At 74.7% G+C, this 17329-nt stretch carries 18 protein-coding genes and 1 pseudogene; 6 read left to right on the top strand and 13 right to left on the bottom strand.

Annotated elements, in window-relative coordinates; genetic code table 11:
- Positions 1-29: 29 nt before the first annotated feature.
- Positions 30-956: an NAD(P)H-binding protein gene (locus tag SMD11_RS15775; protein WP_087927066.1), complete on the bottom strand. Its 927-nt coding sequence runs from the start codon at positions 954-956 to the stop codon at positions 30-32.
- Between the two features lie 105 nt (positions 957-1061).
- Here SMD11_RS15775 and SMD11_RS15770 point away from each other — a divergent pair, with 105 nt between their 5' ends.
- Entirely contained in the window at positions 1062-2030 is a 969-nt protein-coding gene (locus SMD11_RS15770; RefSeq protein WP_087927065.1) for an AraC family transcriptional regulator, read from the top strand.
- On the opposite strand, the gene SMD11_RS36420 is transcribed toward SMD11_RS15770, so the two are convergent.
- The 4 genes and pseudogenes from SMD11_RS36420 to SMD11_RS15755 all read right to left on the bottom strand — a co-directional run bounded on the left by SMD11_RS36420 (position 1995) and on the right by SMD11_RS15755 (position 5607).
- The gene (locus tag SMD11_RS36420; protein WP_232390383.1) at positions 1995-2120 is read right to left on the bottom strand and encodes a DUF6126 family protein; all 126 of its coding nucleotides are present in this window, start codon (positions 2118-2120) and stop codon (positions 1995-1997) included. The genes SMD11_RS15770 and SMD11_RS36420 overlap by 36 nt on opposite strands.
- Before the next feature lie 116 nt (positions 2121-2236).
- Complete coding sequence (locus SMD11_RS15765; protein ID WP_087930533.1) at positions 2237-3472, bottom strand: MFS transporter; 1236 nt, start codon at positions 3470-3472, stop codon at positions 2237-2239.
- 59 nt (positions 3473-3531) lie between these two features.
- Positions 3532-4742, bottom strand: a pseudogene (locus SMD11_RS15760) (PLP-dependent cysteine synthase family protein).
- A 280-nt stretch (positions 4743-5022) separates the two neighbouring features.
- Positions 5023-5607 carry a hypothetical protein gene (locus SMD11_RS15755; RefSeq protein WP_087927064.1) on the bottom strand — a complete coding sequence of 195 codons (585 nt, stop codon included), beginning with the start codon at positions 5605-5607 and terminating at the stop codon, positions 5023-5025.
- A 403-nt stretch (positions 5608-6010) separates the two neighbouring features.
- Between SMD11_RS15755 and SMD11_RS15750 the strand changes: the two genes are divergently transcribed.
- Complete coding sequence (locus SMD11_RS15750) at positions 6011-6808, top strand: VOC family protein (RefSeq protein ID WP_087927063.1); 798 nt, start codon at positions 6011-6013, stop codon at positions 6806-6808.
- 14 nt (positions 6809-6822) lie between these two features.
- Here the strand turns inward: SMD11_RS15750 and SMD11_RS15745 are convergent, their stop codons facing one another.
- Positions 6823-7821 carry an NADP-dependent oxidoreductase gene (locus SMD11_RS15745; RefSeq protein WP_087927062.1) on the bottom strand — a complete coding sequence of 333 codons (999 nt, stop codon included), beginning with the start codon at positions 7819-7821 and terminating at the stop codon, positions 6823-6825.
- 98 nt (positions 7822-7919) lie between these two features.
- Here SMD11_RS15745 and SMD11_RS15740 point away from each other — a divergent pair, with 98 nt between their 5' ends.
- On the top strand, positions 7920-8822 hold the full coding sequence (locus SMD11_RS15740; RefSeq protein ID WP_087927061.1) for a LysR family transcriptional regulator: 903 nt from the start codon (positions 7920-7922) through the stop codon (positions 8820-8822).
- Between the two features lie 199 nt (positions 8823-9021).
- Here SMD11_RS15740 and SMD11_RS15735 read toward each other — a convergent pair whose 3' ends face one another.
- Together SMD11_RS15735 and SMD11_RS15730 are read right to left on the bottom strand one after the other, a co-directional pair.
- Entirely contained in the window at positions 9022-9228 is a 207-nt protein-coding gene (locus SMD11_RS15735) for a DUF5988 family protein (RefSeq protein ID WP_087927060.1), read from the bottom strand.
- Between the two features lie 204 nt (positions 9229-9432).
- Positions 9433-10698 (bottom strand): globin domain-containing protein, encoded by a 1266-nt coding sequence (locus SMD11_RS15730; RefSeq protein WP_418952446.1) that lies wholly within the window; start codon positions 10696-10698, stop codon positions 9433-9435.
- Between the two features lie 305 nt (positions 10699-11003).
- On the opposite strand from SMD11_RS15730, the gene SMD11_RS15725 reads away from it, so the two are divergent.
- Entirely contained in the window at positions 11004-11729 is a 726-nt protein-coding gene (locus SMD11_RS15725; RefSeq protein WP_087927059.1) for a response regulator, read from the top strand.
- Between the two features lie 110 nt (positions 11730-11839).
- Here SMD11_RS15725 and SMD11_RS15720 read toward each other — a convergent pair whose 3' ends face one another.
- The 3 genes from SMD11_RS15720 to SMD11_RS15710 form a co-directional block, all read right to left on the bottom strand.
- Positions 11840-13543, bottom strand: a complete 1704-nt coding sequence (locus SMD11_RS15720; protein ID WP_199843890.1) for a GAF domain-containing sensor histidine kinase — start codon at positions 13541-13543, stop codon at positions 11840-11842.
- A 96-nt stretch (positions 13544-13639) separates the two neighbouring features.
- Positions 13640-13873: a hypothetical protein gene (locus tag SMD11_RS15715; protein ID WP_087927058.1), complete on the bottom strand. Its 234-nt coding sequence runs from the start codon at positions 13871-13873 to the stop codon at positions 13640-13642.
- Positions 13874-13931: 58 nt separating this feature from the next.
- On the bottom strand, positions 13932-14168 hold the full coding sequence (locus SMD11_RS15710; protein WP_159395305.1) for a hypothetical protein: 237 nt from the start codon (positions 14166-14168) through the stop codon (positions 13932-13934).
- A gap of 520 nt (positions 14169-14688) precedes the next feature.
- On the opposite strand from SMD11_RS15710, the gene SMD11_RS15705 reads away from it, so the two are divergent.
- The gene (locus tag SMD11_RS15705) at positions 14689-15177 is read left to right on the top strand and encodes a DUF5994 family protein (protein WP_087927056.1); all 489 of its coding nucleotides are present in this window, start codon (positions 14689-14691) and stop codon (positions 15175-15177) included.
- 33 nt (positions 15178-15210) lie between these two features.
- On the opposite strand, the gene SMD11_RS15700 is transcribed toward SMD11_RS15705, so the two are convergent.
- Together SMD11_RS15700 and SMD11_RS15695 are read right to left on the bottom strand one after the other, a co-directional pair.
- Complete coding sequence (locus tag SMD11_RS15700) at positions 15211-16089, bottom strand: sigma-70 family RNA polymerase sigma factor (protein WP_087930530.1); 879 nt, start codon at positions 16087-16089, stop codon at positions 15211-15213.
- Between the two features lie 350 nt (positions 16090-16439).
- On the bottom strand, positions 16440-16625 hold the full coding sequence (locus SMD11_RS15695) for a hypothetical protein (RefSeq protein ID WP_199843889.1): 186 nt from the start codon (positions 16623-16625) through the stop codon (positions 16440-16442).
- 44 nt (positions 16626-16669) lie between these two features.
- Between SMD11_RS15695 and SMD11_RS15690 the strand changes: the two genes are divergently transcribed.
- Positions 16670-17329, top strand: a complete 660-nt coding sequence (locus SMD11_RS15690; RefSeq protein ID WP_087927055.1) for a TetR/AcrR family transcriptional regulator C-terminal domain-containing protein — start codon at positions 16670-16672, stop codon at positions 17327-17329.

The raw sequence follows: 17329 nt of genomic DNA, 5'->3' as shown, positions 1-17329 counted from the left end.
CCGCACCCACCCGCCGGCCCCCACCCCCGTCAGGACCAAGCCCCCGCCCCAACCCCCCGCTCCACATACGCCTCGAACGACGCCGCCTCGCGCCCCAGCACCCGCCGCACCCCGTCCACCGGCGCGGCCGTCACCCCCGTGCGATGCAGCGCGAACAGCGCGCTGAACGCCTTCACCGCCGCTTCCGGCCAGCCGGAGGCCCGCAGGTCCGCCTCGTACTCCTCCGGGGTCAGTTCCACGTACGTGATCGGGTGGCCCGCGGCGCGCGCGATCTGCTCGGCCGCCTCGCGGAAGGACAGGCCGCGCGGGCCCGACAGCTCGTACACCTGCCCGTCGTGCCCGTCCTGGGTGAGCAGGGCCGCCGCGACCTCCGCGACGTCGTCGGCGTCGACGAAGGGCTCGTGGACGTCGCCGATGGGCAGGGCGAGGCGGCCGTCGCGGAGCGGCTCGCGCCAGAGGTCCTCGTCGAAGTTCTGGGCGAAGTTGTTGGGGCGGATGACCGACCACCGGGCGCCGGACTCGCGTACGGCGCGCTCCGCGGCGGCCATGCCCTGCCCGAAGTCCGGGCCCACGAGGTCGATGCCGCGCCCGGACAGGACCACGAAGCGGCCGACGCCGGCGGCCACGGCCTGCTCGACGAAGGGGCCCACGGCGTCCGGGTGTTCGTCGGAGGCGATGACGTAGGCCGCCGTCGCGCCCGTCAACGCGTCCGCCCAGGTGGCCGGTTCCGCCCAGTCGAAGCGCACCTCGCCGGAGCGGGAAGCGGCCCGTACGGGCACGCCGTCCGCGCGCAGCCGGCGCACCAGGCGGCGGCCCGTCTTCCCGGTCGCGCCGAGCACCAGGACCGTTTCCGTGGAGCCCGTGGAGCCCGTGGAGCCCGTGGAGCCCGTGGAGCCCGTGGAGACCTCGGAGTTCTTGGAGGCCGTCTTGTCCGCTGTGTTCTTCGTCGTCGTCATGTGTTCCAGCCAACCCCGTGCGGAGCCCGCGCACCATGGACGTCCGTCCGGCGGCCATGTGCGTCCGTACGAACGGCCTTCGGCCCGGCCGCATATCGTGAGGCCATGGACCCGTTCGACGATCTGTTGCGAGGTGTGCGCGCCAACGGCGCCCTGTTCGGCGGCTCGGTGCTGTCCCCGCCGTGGGCGCTGCGCTTCACCGGCGACGCCTATCTGACGCTGTGCGTGCCGCTGCGCGGCGAGGGGTGGATCGTCCCGGGCGGTGGCGGGGAGCCGCGCCGGATCCGGGTGGGGGACGGGGCGATCGTGCGCGGCCCCGAGCCGTTCGTGTTCACCGACGACCCGGCGTCGGCCCCCCGGCCGGGGCTGACGCGGGAGATCCGGTGCGGCGAGCCGGGCGCCCCTGAGGGCGGCGACGGGTCGACGGACGGCCGTACGGTCCTGATGGCGGGCGCGTACCGGGTGCGGGGCGAGGTGCCGCGCCGGCTGCTGCGGGTGCTGCCGCCGGTCGTCGTCGTGCCGGACGACGAGGACTGCTCGGGGATGCGCGCCTATCTGGAGGCCCAGTTGGCCGCCGTCCGCCCGGGGCGGCAGATCGTGGTGGACCGGCTGCTGGACTGGCTGCTGGTGTGCACCCTGCGGGACTGGTTCGACCGCCCGGAGGCCGCGCGCCCCGCCTGGTACCGGGCGCTCGGCGACGACGCCGTGGGCCCCGCGCTGCGGGCCATGCACGACGAGCCGGGCCGGCCCTGGACCCTCGCCTCGCTGGCCGCGGAGGCCGGGGTCTCCCGCTCCACGTTCGCCAAGCGCTTCAACGACCTGCTGGCCGAGCCCCCGCTGGCGTACCTCACGGAGTGGCGGATGGCGCTGGCGGCGGACCTGCTGGCCGAGCCGGGCGCGACGATCGCGGGGGTGGCCCGGCGGGTCGGGTACGCGGACGCCTTCGGCTTCAGCGCCGCCTTCAAGCGCGTGCGCGGTACGAGCCCGAGCGCGCACCGGGCGGCGGTGACGGTGATGCCCGCGGCGGCGCTGTCCGGCTCACTTGTCGGCGTGGCCGCCGAGGTAGAACAGTAGCCAGATGAAGCCCGCGAAGAGGTGGGTGACGAAGACGTAGACCAGCACCCGCAGGGCGACCTGCTTCTGCTGCCACTTCTCGCTCTCCACCCCGTGAGTCTAATGGGCGGCACGGCGGCGGGCGTGGCCCGATGCCGTACCCGGTCCGGTCGCCCTCGGCCGCCGGGTCCCGCCGGCACCCGAGGGCGACCACCGCCTCGTCCTTCTCACCCCGCTGCAGGCCGGGCCAAGGGCGTGCCCGTCAGCCGGCCGGTGCGGTGCAGGGCGAGGACGGCCACGGCGCAGCCGCCGCCCACGGCCGTGAGCGCGATCCACGGCAGGGCGGGCGCCCCGGCGGAGCGCGCGGCGTCCAGGGCGGCGCCCGTGAGGAGGTTGCCGAGGGTGATGCCGATGCCGCAGATGGTGTTGTAGAGGCCGTAGTGGGTGGCCACGTAGCGGTTCCCGGCCAGGGCGACGATCGTGTCCATCTCGAAGGGGTACGCGAGCATCGTGCCCAGCGCCAGCAGCAGCGCGGAGGCCAGCGGCGGCAGGACGGCCAGCGCCCAGAGCGCGGGCCCGCCGTCCGGCACCGGCGCCGCCGTGGCGGCCAGCGGGGGCAGGAAGGCCGCCCCGAGCGCCGCCAGCCCGGCGACGAGCGCCGGCCCGGCGCCCAGCCGCCGCCGGCACCAGGCCGTCAGCCGCGTCTGCCCCACGACCGTGGCCAGCCCGGAGGCGGCGAACAGCAGCCCCACGCCGACGGTGCCGGTGCCCTCGTCGCCCGCCACCCGGCGGACCTCCAGCGGGAGCGCCAGGTAGACCTGGAACGACAGGGCGTACGAGCCGATCATCGCGAGGGAGAACAGCAGGAAGGCCCGGTTGGCGACGACCGTGCGCCACTGCGCCAGCACCGAGGCGACGGACTCCCCGGGGGCCGCCGCCGGGGACGCGGCCGCGGGCAGGGCGCGCAGCTGCACCGCCGACAGGACGGCGAAGACGGCCGCGGCGACCAGGCAGGTCAGCCGGAAGCTCACCCCGGTGAGCAGGACGCCGACGAGCGGGCCGAGCAGGATCCCCGCCTGGTAGAAGACGTTGAACAGCGCGAACGCCTCCACCCGCCGCTCCCCGGCGTCCTGCGCCAGGTACGCCCGTACGGCGGGGTTGAACAGCGCGCCCGCGAGCCCGGTGGCCGCCGAGGCCGCCAGCAGCGCGGGCAGGGTGTCGACGAGCCCGAGGACGGCGAAGCCGGCGACACGCAGCACCAGCCCCGAGACGATGAGGGGCTTGTAGCCGAACCGGTCGGCGAGGGTGCCGCCGACGAAGAACATGCCCTGCTGGCTGAAGTTCCGTACGCCCAGGACCAGTCCGACGGTCCACGCGGCCATGCCCAGACTCCCCGAGAGGTGCTGGGCGAGGTAGGGCATGAGCATGTAGAAGCCCAGGTTGATGGTGAACTGATTCACCATCAGGAGCTGGGTGACGGTGCCGAAGGAGCGGGCCTGGGCCAGCGGGCCGGGACCCGGCCTCACCGCGGACCGCCCTCGGTGGCGGGAGCGGGGGCGGGTACGAGCGTGGGGGCGGGCGCCCCGGCGGAGGACGAGGTGGGGGCCGCGGCCGCCTCCGCCGGTACGGCCGCCGGGCCCGCCGCCCGGCGCGCGACCATCGGGTCGACGACCCGCGCGCACCGGGTCCAGCGCGTGACCTCCTTCTCGTCGGGCCGGCCCACGACCTCGGGCTCGGCGGCCGGCGGCCCCTCGCACAGGCCGTGCGCGGCGCAGTAGTCGTCGTCGAACACCGTCGTCAGATAGCGCTGCGGGCCGTCGGGGAAGATCGCGGCGATCCGGGTGTCCCGGGGCAGCGTGCGGGCCAGCCACGCGGCGACCAGCGCGACGGCGCCGACGCTCCACCCGCCGCTGGCGTAGTGGGAGGCGGCCAGCCGCCGGCAGGTCCAGACGGCCTCGGCCGGGGCGACCCAGTGCACCTCGTCGAAGCTGTCGTAGGCGACGTTGCGCGGGTAGATGCTCGACCCGAGGCCACGCATCAGCCGGGTGCGGGCGGGCTGCCCGAAGATCGTGGAGCCGATGGTGTCCACGCCGACCAGCCGCAGCTCGGGGTGGAGCTGCCGCAGCACCCGGGAGACCCCGCGGAGTGCCCGCCGGTCCCCACGCTGCACACGAGGACGTCGATGTGCTGGAGCTGCCCGGCCAGTTCGAGGGCGAGCGGGGTGTACGCGGCGACGTTGTCCGGGTTGTTGTACTGGTCCGGGACCCAGGCACCGGGGTGCGCGTCCCGCAGCGCCGCCACACGGTCGCGGCGCGCCTGCTGCCAGCCGCCGGCGGGGTGCGGCTCGCGGACGATGTCGACCCGCGCCCCGTAGGCGGTCAGCAGCCGGATCATGGACGGCTCCAGGCCGGGGTCGGTGACCAGCGTGACGGGGTGCCCGTGCACCATGCCGGCCAGCGCCAGGCCGAGCCCGAGCGTCCCGCTGGTGGACTCGATGACCATGTCGCCGGGCAGCAGGTCGCCGCGGGCGCGGGCCCGCTCGACCATGTGGAGCCCCGGCCGGTCCTTGATGCCGCCGGGGTTGAACCCCTCCAGCTTGGCCCAGAAGCCGCGCCCGGGAGGGCAGAGGGGTTCGGAGATCCGCAGGACGGGGGTGTCGCCCACCAGCCCGGACAGGCTGGGGCGGCCGGGGCCGGGGGACGGCGCGGCGGGGACGGGAGGCACGGGAGGCATGGGGAGATCCCTCTCAGGGGTGGGGGAGCTCCCGCGCCGGCCCGCCGGCGGGGCGGGGGCGCGGGAGTACGGGGTGGTCGCGCGTGCGGGAGCGGCCCGGCGCGGAGGAACGGCGTGCGGGCTCGCGGGGCGCGCGGACGGGCACGGGCGCGTACGGGCGTACCGGCGTCCGGTGTGCGGACGTGGCGGCGTACCGGCGTACGGGTCCCGGGGACGGTCGGCAAGGTGCCGATCGGTGGCGGGTGCGGCCCCTGCGGTACGGGGTGGGGGGAGCCGCGGCCTAGATCCGCAGCGTCGGCGGGGCCGACGGCGGCAGGGGCCCGGCCGCGTGCGCGGTGAGCCGCACGACGGCCCAGCCGGGGACGTACGAGGGCGGCGCGGCCCTGTCGGGCGCCGCGCACAGGGCGGGCAGGTCCGTGGCGTCCTTCACGGCGCCGGACAGGCAGTCCTGGGCGGCGTGGGAGACGTCATGGCCGTTGTGCGGGGCGGGCGAGGCGCCCTGCCCGGCGGACAGCGGGCCGGGCCGGGGCCCGGCCGCGAGGTCCTGGGCGCCGGATGCGGAACCCGGTCCGGCACCGGATACGGAACCCGGAGCGGAACCCGGAACGGAACCAGGAGCGGGGTCCGTCGCGGGTTTTGTCGCGGAGGCCGCCGGAAGGCCGCTGCCGTGGCCGGCGGTGGAATGCGCGGCGGCGGACATCTGCGTCAGCGCCGGGTGCACCGGGTGGGCCGATGTGCCTTCCGTCATCATCCCGTGGCTGTAGAGCAGCGCGAGGAGCAGCAGCCCCGACCAGGAAAGCCACCAGGAGCCCGCCGCGAAAAGGCGGGCTCGCAGCGCGCCGACGTGCGGCGGAGCCGTGGCCATGCCGTCATCGTGCCGTACGGGGCCGCCGTCTGGGAACTCCTCACGGCCAACTGCCGCGATAAACATGGGGGATGGCGCGGATATCGGTCACTGTAGGCGCCCTTATTCGCGTACGAACGCAGTGAATAGAAGACAATTCAGCAGCACGCGGAACTGTGCCGCCTACCGGCCCGGGCGCGGTCCATACCCCGCAATCGGCGCCTCACCGGTGAAACAGGGGGAAACCAGCGGGAGTGAGGGGGAAGCGCGGGGGAGGCGAGGGCCCGAAGGGGACAAGGAGGAGCCGGCCGGCGGGGGAGTGGCGGGAAAGCGGCGCCACCGGCTCCCTGCCGTGCGCACTCCCGGCCGACTCACTAGCGTGGAAAACGGGACTGTTCAACCTCTTACGAAGGGAGTCAGGACCATGGCCGCGCTATCGGAAGGCACGCCGTGCTGGGCCGACGCGATGTTCACGGACGTGGAAGGCGCGAAAAGCTTCTACGGCGATCTGCTGGGCTGGACTTTCGCCGAGAGCTCGGCGGAGTTCGGCAATTACACGCAGGCGTACTCGGACGGCAAAGCGGTGGCCGCGGTGGTGCCGCCGATGCCGGGCCAGGCGGACCCCGTGTCGGCCTGGTGCCTGTACCTCGCCTCGCCGGACGCCGCCGCCACCGCCAAGAAGATCGGTGACAACGGCGGCGAGGTGGTGATGGGGCCGATGCGGGTCGGCGACTTCGGCTCGATGGTGCTCGCGAAGGACCCCGGCGGGGTGACCTTCGGCGTCTGGCAGGCGGGCACCCACGAGGGCTTCGAGAAGCGGGGCGAGACCGGATCCTTCTGCTGGGCCGAGGTGTTCACCCGGCAGCCCGGGAAGGCCGACACCTTCTTCCCGGCCGTCTTCCCGTACCGCACCCAGCGCATGGAGGACCCCGGCATCGACTTCAAGGTCTTCAACCAGGGTGACGACACCGTCCTGGGCCGGATGGCGATGACGGAGGAATTCCCGCCCGAGATACCGCCGTTCATCAACATCTACTTCGCCGTCGCGGACTGCGACGCCGCCGTGGAGAAGGCGACGAAGGGCGGCGGAGAGCTGAAGTTCGGGCCGATGAGCACCCCGTTCGGCCGGTTCGCGGCGCTGCACGACCCCCAAGGGGCGGCGTTCTCCGTGATCGACATGTCGAAGACGGAAGGGGAGATGCCGCGGATGACGGACGCGTAGCGGCCCGGGCCCCCTCAGTCCCCGACCTTGACCAGCATCTTCCCGGTGTTGCGGCCCCGCAGCACGCCCAGGAAGGCGTCCACCACGCCGTCGAACCCCTCGACGACCGTCTCGTCCTGCGCCACCCGGCCCGCCTGGAGGTGCGGGACCAGGAAGTCCTCCAGTTCGGCCTGCGCGTCACCGTGCTTGCGGACGAGGAAGCCCTCCAGGCGGATGCTCTTCTCGACGATGTCGTAGAGGTTGCGCGGCGCCGGCGGCGGCTCCGCGCTGTTGTACTGGGCGACCGCGCCGCACCAGGCGATCCGCCCGTGGTCGCGCATGGCCGAGATCGCGCCCTCCAGGTGCCCGCCCCCGACGTTGTCCACATAGACGTCGATGCCGTCCGGGGCGGCCTTCGCGAGCTGCTCGCCGACCGGGCCGTCGTGGTAGTCGAAGGCGGCGTCGAAGCCCAGCGGGCCGGTGAGGTGCGCGACCTTCGCGGGCGAACCCGCGCTGCCGATCACCCGCCCCGCGCCCAGCAGCCTGGCCAGCCGGCCGGCCGCGCTGCCCACGCCGCCCGCCGCGGCCGAGATGAAGACCGTCTCGCCGGGCTGGAGCCGGGCGATCCGGGTGAGGGCGACGTACGCGCTCAGGCCCGTACCGCCGAGCAGCCCGAGGTACGAGCTGACCGGCACCCCCGCGTGCCGGGGCAGCACCCGCGCCCCCTCCGCCGCGCTCACCAGCGCGTGCGTACGCCACCCCGCCCGGTGGAAGACGAGGTCGCCGACCGCGAGCCCCGGGTCGCGGGACGCGACGACGCGGCCGATCGAGCGGCCCTCCAGCGGGCGCCCCAGCTCCCACTCCGCGTCCATCGCCTCCCGCATGTACGGGTCGACGGACAGATAGAGGTTCTCCACGAGGGCGGTGCCGGGCACGACCTCCGGCACCGGCCCCTCGACGAAGGCGAAGTCGCCGGGCACCGGCATGCCGTGCGGGCGGGAGATCTGCTGAACTGCGCGAAAGGTGCTGGTCATGGGCCCACCGTAGGGAGCGGGACGGGGGCCGTCCCAGCCCTCGCCGTCGATGGACCGGGCCCTTCCATGAACCGTGTTCATGGACGTAGGTTCACCGGATGAGCGAACCCGGACTCACCGTCCCCGAACTGCGTGTCCTCGTCGCCGTCGAGGAGGAGGGCGGCTTCACGGCCGCCGCGGCCCGGCTCGGGCTGACCCAGTCGGCGGTCTCGCACGCCGTGCGCAGCGGTGAACGGAAGCTCGGCGCCGTCCTCTTCGACCGCGGCCGCCACGGTGCCCGTCCCACACCCGCCGGGACCCGGGCCGCCGGCCACGCCCGCCGCGTCCTGCGCCTGCTGGAGACGATGGCGGCGGAGGTCCGGGGCGCGGGCCGGACCGCGGAGACCGTCGACGGCCCGGTCCGGATCGCCGCCTTCCGCAGCGCCGCCGCCCATCTGCTGCCCGCCGCGCTGGCCCGGCTCACCGCCCGCCACCCGGGGATCGCCCCCGAGGTGCGGATCGTCCGCGAACTGGGCCGGGGTACGGCGGGTGAGGTCGCCGACGGCCGCGCCGACCTCGGCATCGCCACGCTGGGCGGCACCGACCCGCTCCCGCGCGGCCTGCTGTCGGCGACGGTCGTCACGGAGCCGTACTTCCTGGTCCACCCCGTGGGCCACCCGGCGCCGCGCACCCTGCCGCTGATCGACTGGATGGAGAACTGCGGTTCGTACACCCGCGCGTGGTGGGCTGGCCAGGACTGGATCCCGCCGGTCACCGTCGACGCGGAGGACGACAGCGTCGTCCTGTCGATGGTCGCCCAGGGCATGGGCATGGCCATCATGCCCGCGCTCGCCCTCATGTCGGCCCCGAGATCGGTGACGATCACGGACCTGGGGGAGGGGCGGCCCACGCGGGGGGTCGGCTATGTGACGACGCCGGAGATGGTGCGGGTGGGGGCGGTGCGGGAGCTGATCCGTGAGCTGCGGGGGGTGGAGCTGGGGGAGGTGCCGGTGGGGGTGTAGGTGCGGGTGGGTGCGCCTGCGGCGGGCCTTGTCCCCTACCCGCCCCTTCCCGAATGTCCTCAAGCGCCGGACGGGCTGATTTTCAGCCCGTCCGGCGCTTGAGGACCGGGGTCCGGGGCGGAGCCCCGGTTACGGGAAGGGGCGGGGTGGGGAAAAGGCCCGCCGCGGGCGCACCCGCCGCACCCGGCACCCCCGCCAACTACTCCGCGATCTCCGTCCGCTCCCACCACTCGTACACCGGCAACCGCCCCTCCCCCGTCTCCTCGTACCGGGACGTCGCCTTGAAATGCTCGTACCCACCCCGGAACGGAATCTTCAGCTCGATCCCCGGCGGAGTGATCTCCACGATCCGCGCGGGCAGCTCGTCCGGACCGCCTTCGAGAAGTGCTTTGGGCGCTTTGCTCATGGCCTCAGTCTCCCGGGGCCCGGCGCCGGGGGCCCTCCGACGCGCCGACCGGCGCGAGGGCGGGGAGCCGGCCGTCCGCCGGTGGCCCGGCGGAGGAGGAGGCGGGGGTCTCCGCATGACCGTTCGGACCGTATCGGACGGCCGGCTCGTCTCGGCTGGACCCGCCGCGCCCGCCGTGAGGGGACGTGCGGCGGCGGGCCCAGGTCAGGGGGCGTCCGGCAGCGGATCGTGCCGGACGCGGTCGGCGGGCAGGTGCGTACCGGCCAGCCGGGCGACGGTCGCGGCGACCATCGCGGGCGGCCCGCTGACGTAGGCGAGGTGGTCCGACCAGTCACCGCGCCGGGCCACCGCGTCGGCCAGCGGACGGTACGGGTCCGCCGCCGGGCCGGTACCGAGCACCGGGACCACGCGCAGCCACGGGCGGCGGCGCTCCAGCTCGGCCACGGGGCCCGCGTCGTAGAGCCCGGCCAGGTCGTCGGCCCCGAGGAAGAGGTGCACGCTCCGCCCGCCCATCCGGCGCCCGGCCAGCTCCTCCAGCAGCGACTTCGCCGCCGCCCAGCCGATGCCGCTCGCGACCAGCAGCAGGTCGCGGGCGGGCGCGGCGCCCTCGTCGTCGAGCGTCATCGTCCCGGCGGGGGGCCCGACGCGCAGCGTGTCACCGACGGCGGTGTGCGTCACCAGGGCCTCGCTCACCCCGCCCGTACAGGTCTGTCGCACATGGAACTCCAGCTCGCCGTCCGGCCGGGGCGCCGTGGCCAGCGAGTACTGCCGCCAGGCCTGGGGCAGTAAGGGGGAGGCGACGGACGCGTACTGCCCGGCGCGGTAGGGGTACGGCTCGTGGGCGCGTACGCGCAGGACGGCGAGGTCCGGGCGGCGCGGCTCGTGGGCCGTGACGGTGGCCGGCCAGTCCGGGGGCTCGGCGAGCGCGGCCTCCGCGCCCTCGACCATGGCGCCCACGGCGAAGCGCAGCATGCGCACCCACGCCCCCTCCAGCTCCCTGTGCCACGCGGTCCCCGCCGTGCGGCGCAGCGCCTCGCACAGGGCGGATTCGAACGTCTCGTAGTGCACCGGCCGTACGCCCAGTTTGCGGTGGTCACGGCCGAGCCGGGTGAACTCCCTGGCCACCTCGTCGGACCGGTGCAGGTTCTCGATCAGGTAGCGGAAGATCGCCTCCAGGTGCTTGCGCTGGAACTCCATCGAGGAGGGGAACAGCGATCGCAGGTAGGGGTGGTGCGCGAACATCGCCTCGTAGAGGTGGGCGATCAGGACGTCGAAGGGCGTCGCCAGGTGGAGGTGACGCAGGATCAGCTCCTGGTCGGCGGCGCCGTCGTAGGAGGGGTGAGCGACCCGGGCGGGGCGCGTGCCGCCACCGCTCTCGGGCCGCCGGTCGGGGGACAGGAGTTGCCGGCGCAGGCGCATCGCGTCGTGCCGGGCCAGTAGCGCGTGGTACTGGGCGTCGACGGTGGTCACGGGGCACAGGCTCCTCGGGCAGGCACGGGTGTCGCGCCGGGGGAACCCGCCGGGGGACGGTGGGCGCAGCAGTGCCCGGCCGTCCCCCTGCGGGCGGGACGCGTCATTCTGGCACCGGGTCACCGGGCCCGGACGGCCCTATTCCGGGGGTCCGGACGGCCCTGCCGGCAGGGGCCGTTCGGCCCTATCGGCGGGCGGGCGGAGGGTGTGGGCTGTGCGGGTGTCCGTGGCCCGGCGGGAGCACCACCCCTGTGTCGGGGTGGCCCCTCTCCTCCCGCTCCGCCGGGCCCGGACATACTGCTTGTATGGATCAAAACACCTCGCCCGCCCCGCCGTTGCGCGTCTTCGTCCTCGACGACCACGAAGTGGTGCGCCGAGGGGTGCGGGACCTCCTGGAAGCGGAACCGGACATCGAGGTCGTGGGCGAGGCCGCCACCGGCCGCGAGGCCCTCGCCCGGGTCCCGGCCGTCCGCCCGGACGTGGCCGTCCTCGACGTACGGCTCGGGGAACGCCCCGGCAGCGGCGGCGGCGACCACGAGGGCGTGGAGGTCTGCCGTGAACTCCGCGCCAGGATGCCTGATCTGCGCTGTCTGATGCTGACGTCGTTCGACGACGACGAGGCGCTCTTCGACGCCATCATGGCGGGCGCCGCGGGCTATGTGCTCAAGCAGATCAACGGCTCGGAGCTGGTGACGGCCGTACGTACGGTCGCCACCGGCAAGTCGATGCTCGACCCGCGCACGGCGTCCCGCGTCATGGCCCGCCTGCGCGCCCCCCAGGAGTCCCCGGCGGCACCGGAGACCGCCCCGGGCTCCGGCGCCTCGGAACTGGACAGCCTCTCGCCCCGCGAGCGGCAGATCCTGGAACTCATCGGCGAGGGCCTGACCAACCGGCAGATAGCCGACCGCCTGTTCCTGGCCGAGAAGACGGTCAAGAACCGCATCTCGTCCCTGCTGGCGAAGCTGGGGGTGGGACGGCGCGTACAGGCGGCGGTGATCGCGGGACGGGTACGGGGGGAGCGGGAGCGTTGAGAGCCGGGGCTGATCTTCAGCCTGTCCGGCGCTTGAGGACTTTCGGGAAGGGGCGGGGTGGGGAAAAGGCCCCGCGCGGCGGTAACCCGCCCCGCCGGCCCCGTGCCGCGTCACTCCGGCAACGGCGCACTCCAGCGGACCCGCGTGCCGCCCTCGGCCCCCGACGACACCGAGAACACCCCACCGTGCAGCTCCGCCCGCGACCGCATGTTCGCCAGCCCGCCCGCGTGCTGACGCCCCGGAGCCTCGCCGTCGCCCAGCCCCACGCCGTCGTCCGACACGGACAGCGTCACCTCGTCCCCCACGGTGAGCACCACCTCGACCCGCCGGGCCCGCGCGTGCCGCGCCACATTGCTGAGGGCCTCCGCAGTCACCGCCAGCACCTGCTCGGCCAGTTCGCCGGGAACGTTCGTGTCCACCGGCCCCTCGATCCGCAGCGACGGCGGGAAGCCGAGCGTCCGCCCGGCGGCCTGCGCGGTCTCGGCCATGCTCCGGCGCAGGCTCGGCCCGCTCGTGCCGTCGCCCGTGGCACGCAGCCCGAAGATGGTCGACCGGATGATCTGGATGGTGGTGTCCAGGTCGCCGACGGCCCGGCCGACCCGCTCGGCGGCCTCGGGGCGGTCGATGAGCCGGGTCGCGCTCTGGAGCGTCATCCCGGTGGCGAAGAGCCGCTGGATGGCGAGGTCGTGCAGGTCGCGGGCGATGCGGTCACGGTCGTGCAGGACGGCGAGGTCCTCCGACTCCGCGCGCCGCCGGGCGAGTTCGAGGGCGATCGCGGCCTGGTCGGCGAAGCCCGAGATCAGCTTGACCTCGGTGTCGTCGAACGCGGGCCGGCCGGCGAGCCGGCTCAGCCGCAGGGCACCGGAGGCCCCGGCGTCGATCTGGAGCGGTACGGAGACGGTGGGCCCGCAGAGGTCCTCGCCGTGCTCCTCGCCGGCCTCCATGGGGTGGGCCCGGGGATCCACCCGGACGTCGGAGCTGGCCACGGGCCGCCCGCTGCGGGCGGCGAGGCCTGCCAGCGAGCCTTCGGCCGGTACGGCGAGGCCGTCGACGCGGCTCGCGCCGTGGCCGTGGGAGACCTCGACGGTCAGCACGTTCGGGTCCGTCCCGGCCGGTCCGCCGGGCAGCAGGACGGCGGCGTGGTCGGCGCTCGCGACCTCCATGGCCCGCTCGGCGATCAGGTGCAGGACGTCACCGGCGGCGGTGCCGGAGAGCAGGCTGCGGGTGATCTCACCCAGCGCCTCCAGCCAGCGCTCGCGGCGGCGGCTCTCGTGGTACATCCGGGCGTTGTCGATGGCGACGCCGGCCGCGATGGACAGGGTGGTCAGGACGGCCTCGTCGTCCTCGTCGAAGGCGGCGCCGCCGCGCTTCTCGGTGAGGTAGAGGTTGCCGAAGACCTCGTCCCGGACGCGGACGGGCACCCCGAGGAAGGTGCGCATCGGGGGGTGGTTGGACGGGAAGCCGTAGCTGTGCGGATGCCGCGAGAGGTCGGTGAGGCGCAGCGGCACGGGGTTGCGGATGAGCTCGCCGAGGATGCCCCGCCCGCACGGCGTCCGGCCTATCCGCGCCTCCAGCTCCTCGGACATGCCGACGGTCAGGAACTCCGACAGCTTCTGCTGGTCGCCGACGACGCCGAGCGCGCCGTACTCGGCGTCGGTGAGCGTGACGGCCGCCTCGACGATCCCCCGGAGCACCTGCGGCAGTTCGAGACCGCGGCCGAGGCTCATGACGGCGTCGAGGAGACCGCGTATCCGGTCCGGTTCGCGAAGGTGAGGCCTCTGCGCCGCGTGCTGGTGATCTGCGGTTGTGGACATGCCTCTCCCCGGCCCCGGCCCCGTACCTGCACAGCAGCGTACGACACCGGAGGGCGGTGGCAGGCGGGCCCGGGAGCCGGCCCGGCCGCCGTCGGCTCAGTCCGGCCGGCTGGCCGCCAGCCACGAGCGGGCGGGCCCGGCGGTGCGCGTGGTGTCCACCGCGAGGTGGAGCCGGGTCCCGCCGTCGCGCCCGGCGGGGTAGCTGCGTTGCTCGGTGGCGGCGAAGCACCGCCGGATGACCTCGGCGATCCGGCGGGCGGTCTCGGGGGACGCGGCGACGATACGGACGTCGGCGCGTCCTCCCGAAGGCACGGGTTCCGCGGGCTTCATGCTGACCTCGACTCGGGACACGGGGACAGGGGGACAGGGGAGGGACGGGCGGTGCTGCCTACCGCCGGCCCCGGCTCGTACGGGGGTGCTCCCGCCGGGTGCTCACGGCGTACGTCTTCGCGGGCTGCCGCGCCGGAAGCCGGCGCTTGGGGTTCCAGCCGCCTCGCCACGGCAGGACACCGCTGTAGTGGAAGCTCGCGATCCGCTGCTCGTGCTGTGCGTTGAGCAGGTGGATCAGAAGGGCTCCCAGGGCGATCAGGGCGAGGATCGCCAGCACGGTGAGGACGATCTCCACGACCGTCACCTCCTTCGGGTGCACCGGGCGGAGCCCGGTCCGGGCTGGTGGGGCGCGGGGCCGTTCCTGCCCCCGATCGGGTGCCCGGGCGAGGAGGCCGCCGCGTCCTCGCCGGTCTCCCGGTCCTCTGCCGGGGAAAGGCGGGCCGGGGGCGAGGGGGCGCCGGCGCGGTCGCGGGGTGTCACGCGATCGATGGTCATGGTCATGGTGCGAACCTGCCCCCGGGCCGTCGTCGTCCGGCGGCCCGGCGTCGCCGCTCGCCGGAGAACGACACCCGCGTGGAAGCCGGTGTACGAAGTGCTCCCGGTACGTTCACCGTACTCCGGTGAGGGGCCCGCCGGGGGTGCGCGGCCCGACGTCTTCCGGGGGAGCGCCGGCCCGGGGCGGCGCCGTGGACGCGCCTCCCACCGGTCGGCGGAGTACGGTGAGATCACCGAGGGAGGGCGCCCGGCCCGCCGGCGGACGCAGCGAGGTCCGCCGGGGCGACCGGCGCACGCACCGACACCGGAGACGGGCGACCATGGCCGATTCCGCCGCACACCCCGAGCCGCCGCGCGGCCCCCAGCTGCTGCCGGACGAGATCCACCACGCCGTACGACCCGGCACGGCTCTCCTGAGGCTGGAGACCACCCGGACCCGCGAGGGGATCCTGGACGGTGCCTGGTGGCCCCGCTCCCGGGACATCGCCGCCGAGCTGCCCAGCCTGATCATCGCGCTGACGGAGCACCTCGGCCCCATCACGCGCGTGGGCCTGGACGCGAGCGCCTGGGAGGAACTCCCCCTCCGCCTGACCATCGGCGACCGCGTCGTGCACATCGACTCCTTCCCGGTCGGCGACGACACGGTCCTCATCACCCGGGGCGACCAGGACCACTTCCTCCTGCTGCTCGTCCCTCCCCAGGCGACCCCCGACGCCGCCCGCGCGGCGATGGCGCAGGCGGTACAGGCCGGCAACGTCACGCAGGCGGAGCAGATCCTCATCGACACGGGGGCGACACACGAGGACTGAGTGGAAAAGTGCCCGCCGACGGACACTCCGGGCTCAGTCCTCGACGACCGCGAGGGTGAGCCGGCCGAGGTGCTCCGGTTCGGCGACGATGTCGATCGAAGTGATCAGACCGTCCACGACCGTGAAGCCCAGGACCAGCGCCAGCCGCCCGAACGGCGCCATCGCGAGCCCCACCGCCCCGTCGACGAGCGCGAGCCCCGTGAACCGGGCCCGTCCCATCGCGGCCATCGCGCCCTTCGCCACCGTGTGCCCGCCCCGGACGACGATCGGCTCGGGCGTGGGGACGACGGCCTTGTCGGCACGGAGGACCACGTCCGGGTGGAGCAGGGTGACGAGCGCGTCGAAGTCGCCGCCCCGCGTGGCGGCCAGGAAGGCGGCGACGACCTCCCGCCGGCGGGCGAGGTCCGCCGCGGGCGCCGGGGTACCGCCCTTGACCCGGCGGCGGGCGCGGCTCGCGAGCTGCCGCGCCGCGGCCGGGGTCCGCTCGATCATCGGGGCGATCTCGTCGAAGGGCACCGCGAACATGTCGTGCAGCACGAAGGAGAGCCGCTCGGCCGGGGTCAGCGTGTCGAGCACCACCAGCAGTGCCACCCCGACCGAGTCGGCCGTCAGCGCCTCGCGTTCGGGGTCGTCCCCGTCACCGGCCGCCGGGTCGGAGAACCGCGCCTCCAGCGGGTCCTCGCGCCGGTTCTCCCGGGCACGCAGCATGTTCAGACAGACGCGCCCCACGACGGTGGTCAGCCAGCCGCCGAGGTTCTCCACGCCGCCGGTGTCCGCGCGGCAGGCACGCAGCCAGGTGTCCTGCACGGCGTCCTCGGCCTCACCGAGCGAGCCGAGCATGCGGTAGGCGACGGCCCGAAGATGCGGCCGGTGCTCCTCGAAGCGCGTCGCCAGCTGTTCGTGTGCGTCCACCGTGTTCACGTTCCTTTGTCGCCCGGGGGCCGGCGGGGGATCCGCGGACCCAGGCGAAGGTACCGGGTGGGTGTGGTGGGGGCGGGTGAGGGTGGGGTGCGCCTGCGGGTGGGGTGTGCCTGCGGCGGGCCTGTTCCCCACCCCGCCCCTTCCCGAATGTCCTCAAGCTCCCCCAGCTACCGCTGGGAGGTGCCCCCGGACGGGCTGATTTCAGCCCGTCCGGCGCTTGAGGACACCGCGCGAAGCGCGGAAAAGGGGGCCCGGGGGCGGATCCCCCCTCGGCCTGCTGTCCCCGACGGCCTGGCCGCCCGCGGCCCCGCCGGGGCGCCGGCCCTGAGCGCCACCGGCGCTCAGACCAGGGCGGCGGCGGTCAGCGCGAGGGCGGAGCCGGCGAAGACCACGGTGTGGCGGACGTTCTGGAGGATGCGGGTCCAGGAGGGGAAGGCGCCCTCGGCGGCCTTGAGGAAGGCGCGGACGTCGACCCGCAGCAGCTCCGGGTCGCCCTTGCGCCGGAAGGCGGCCCGGACGGACTTCACGGCGCCCAGCGCTGCTCGACGCGGACGGGCTGGAAGGCCTCAACATGCGCGGCCTCGGCCAGCGCCTGAACTCGGCCGCCACCGCCGTCTACTGGCACGTCAAGAACAAGGACAACCTCGTCACGCTCGCCGGCGACCGGGTCTGGGGCGAGGTGGGGCTGCCCGACCTCGACGCCGTCGACTGGCGCACCGCGGCGACCGCCATGGCCACCGACCTCTACGCGATGTTCGCCCGGCACCCCTGGCTCGTGCAGGCCTTCGCGACCCACCTCTTCCACGGCGAGGGCAAGGCGCGCCACGACGACCACAACCTCGCGGTCTACGAGAAGGCCGGCTTCACCGGCCCGCAGGCCGACCGGGCCGCGGGCGCCGTCTTCACGTACGTCCTCGGCAACGCCTCGGGCGCGGCCGCCATGGTGTCGCTGACCCGGAGGATCGAGCGGGAGGGCGGTGACGCGGAGGAGGCGTTCGGCGCCACGATGAAGGAGGCCGCCGAGGTCGCGTCCCGTTTCCCGCGCCTACGGGCCCGTATCGGGGCGGCGGCCTCGACGGATCCCGCCGCCTCCCTGGACCCCGGCGCCTACGCCGAGGCCCCGGCCGACACCTTCGCCTTCGGCCTCCAGGCCCTCCTCGACGGCCTGGAGGCGCGCCTGCGCGGCGCGGACACGGGACGAACGGTGGCGTCGTCACCTCACCCGCGCTGA

The organism is Streptomyces albireticuli (assembly GCF_002192455.1).
In the GTDB taxonomy this organism is placed as follows: Bacteria; Actinomycetota; Actinomycetes; order Streptomycetales; family Streptomycetaceae; genus Streptomyces; species Streptomyces albireticuli_B.
This window is presented reverse-complemented; position numbering and strand designations above follow the sequence as displayed.

Bases quoted from the DNA above. Each gene is read 5' to 3' on its own strand.
- SMD11_RS15765 (WP_087930533.1), bottom strand. From the start codon at position 3,472: ATGGTGAATCAGTTCACCATCAACCTGGGCTTCTACATGCTCATGCCC.
- SMD11_RS15715 (WP_087927058.1), bottom strand. From the start codon at position 13,873: ATGAAGCCCGCGGAACCCGTGCCTTCGGGAGGACGCGCCGACGTCCGT.
- SMD11_RS15740 (WP_087927061.1), top strand. From the start codon at position 7,920: ATGAGCGAACCCGGACTCACCGTCCCCGAACTGCGTGTCCTCGTCGCC.
- SMD11_RS15770 (WP_087927065.1), top strand. From the start codon at position 1,062: ATGGACCCGTTCGACGATCTGTTGCGAGGTGTGCGCGCCAACGGCGCC.
- SMD11_RS15720 (WP_199843890.1), bottom strand. From the start codon at position 13,543: ATGTCCACAACCGCAGATCACCAGCACGCGGCGCAGAGGCCTCACCTT.
- SMD11_RS15725 (WP_087927059.1), top strand. From the start codon at position 11,004: ATGGATCAAAACACCTCGCCCGCCCCGCCGTTGCGCGTCTTCGTCCTC.
- SMD11_RS15705 (WP_087927056.1), top strand. From the start codon at position 14,689: ATGGCCGATTCCGCCGCACACCCCGAGCCGCCGCGCGGCCCCCAGCTG.
- SMD11_RS15690 (WP_087927055.1), top strand. From the start codon at position 16,670: ATGCGCGGCCTCGGCCAGCGCCTGAACTCGGCCGCCACCGCCGTCTAC.
- SMD11_RS15745 (WP_087927062.1), bottom strand. From the start codon at position 7,821: ATGACCAGCACCTTTCGCGCAGTTCAGCAGATCTCCCGCCCGCACGGC.
- SMD11_RS15750 (WP_087927063.1), top strand. From the start codon at position 6,011: ATGGCCGCGCTATCGGAAGGCACGCCGTGCTGGGCCGACGCGATGTTC.
- SMD11_RS15735 (WP_087927060.1), bottom strand. From the start codon at position 9,228: ATGAGCAAAGCGCCCAAAGCACTTCTCGAAGGCGGTCCGGACGAGCTG.
- SMD11_RS15755 (WP_087927064.1), bottom strand. From the start codon at position 5,607: ATGGCCACGGCTCCGCCGCACGTCGGCGCGCTGCGAGCCCGCCTTTTC.
- SMD11_RS15775 (WP_087927066.1), bottom strand. From the start codon at position 956: ATGACGACGACGAAGAACACAGCGGACAAGACGGCCTCCAAGAACTCC.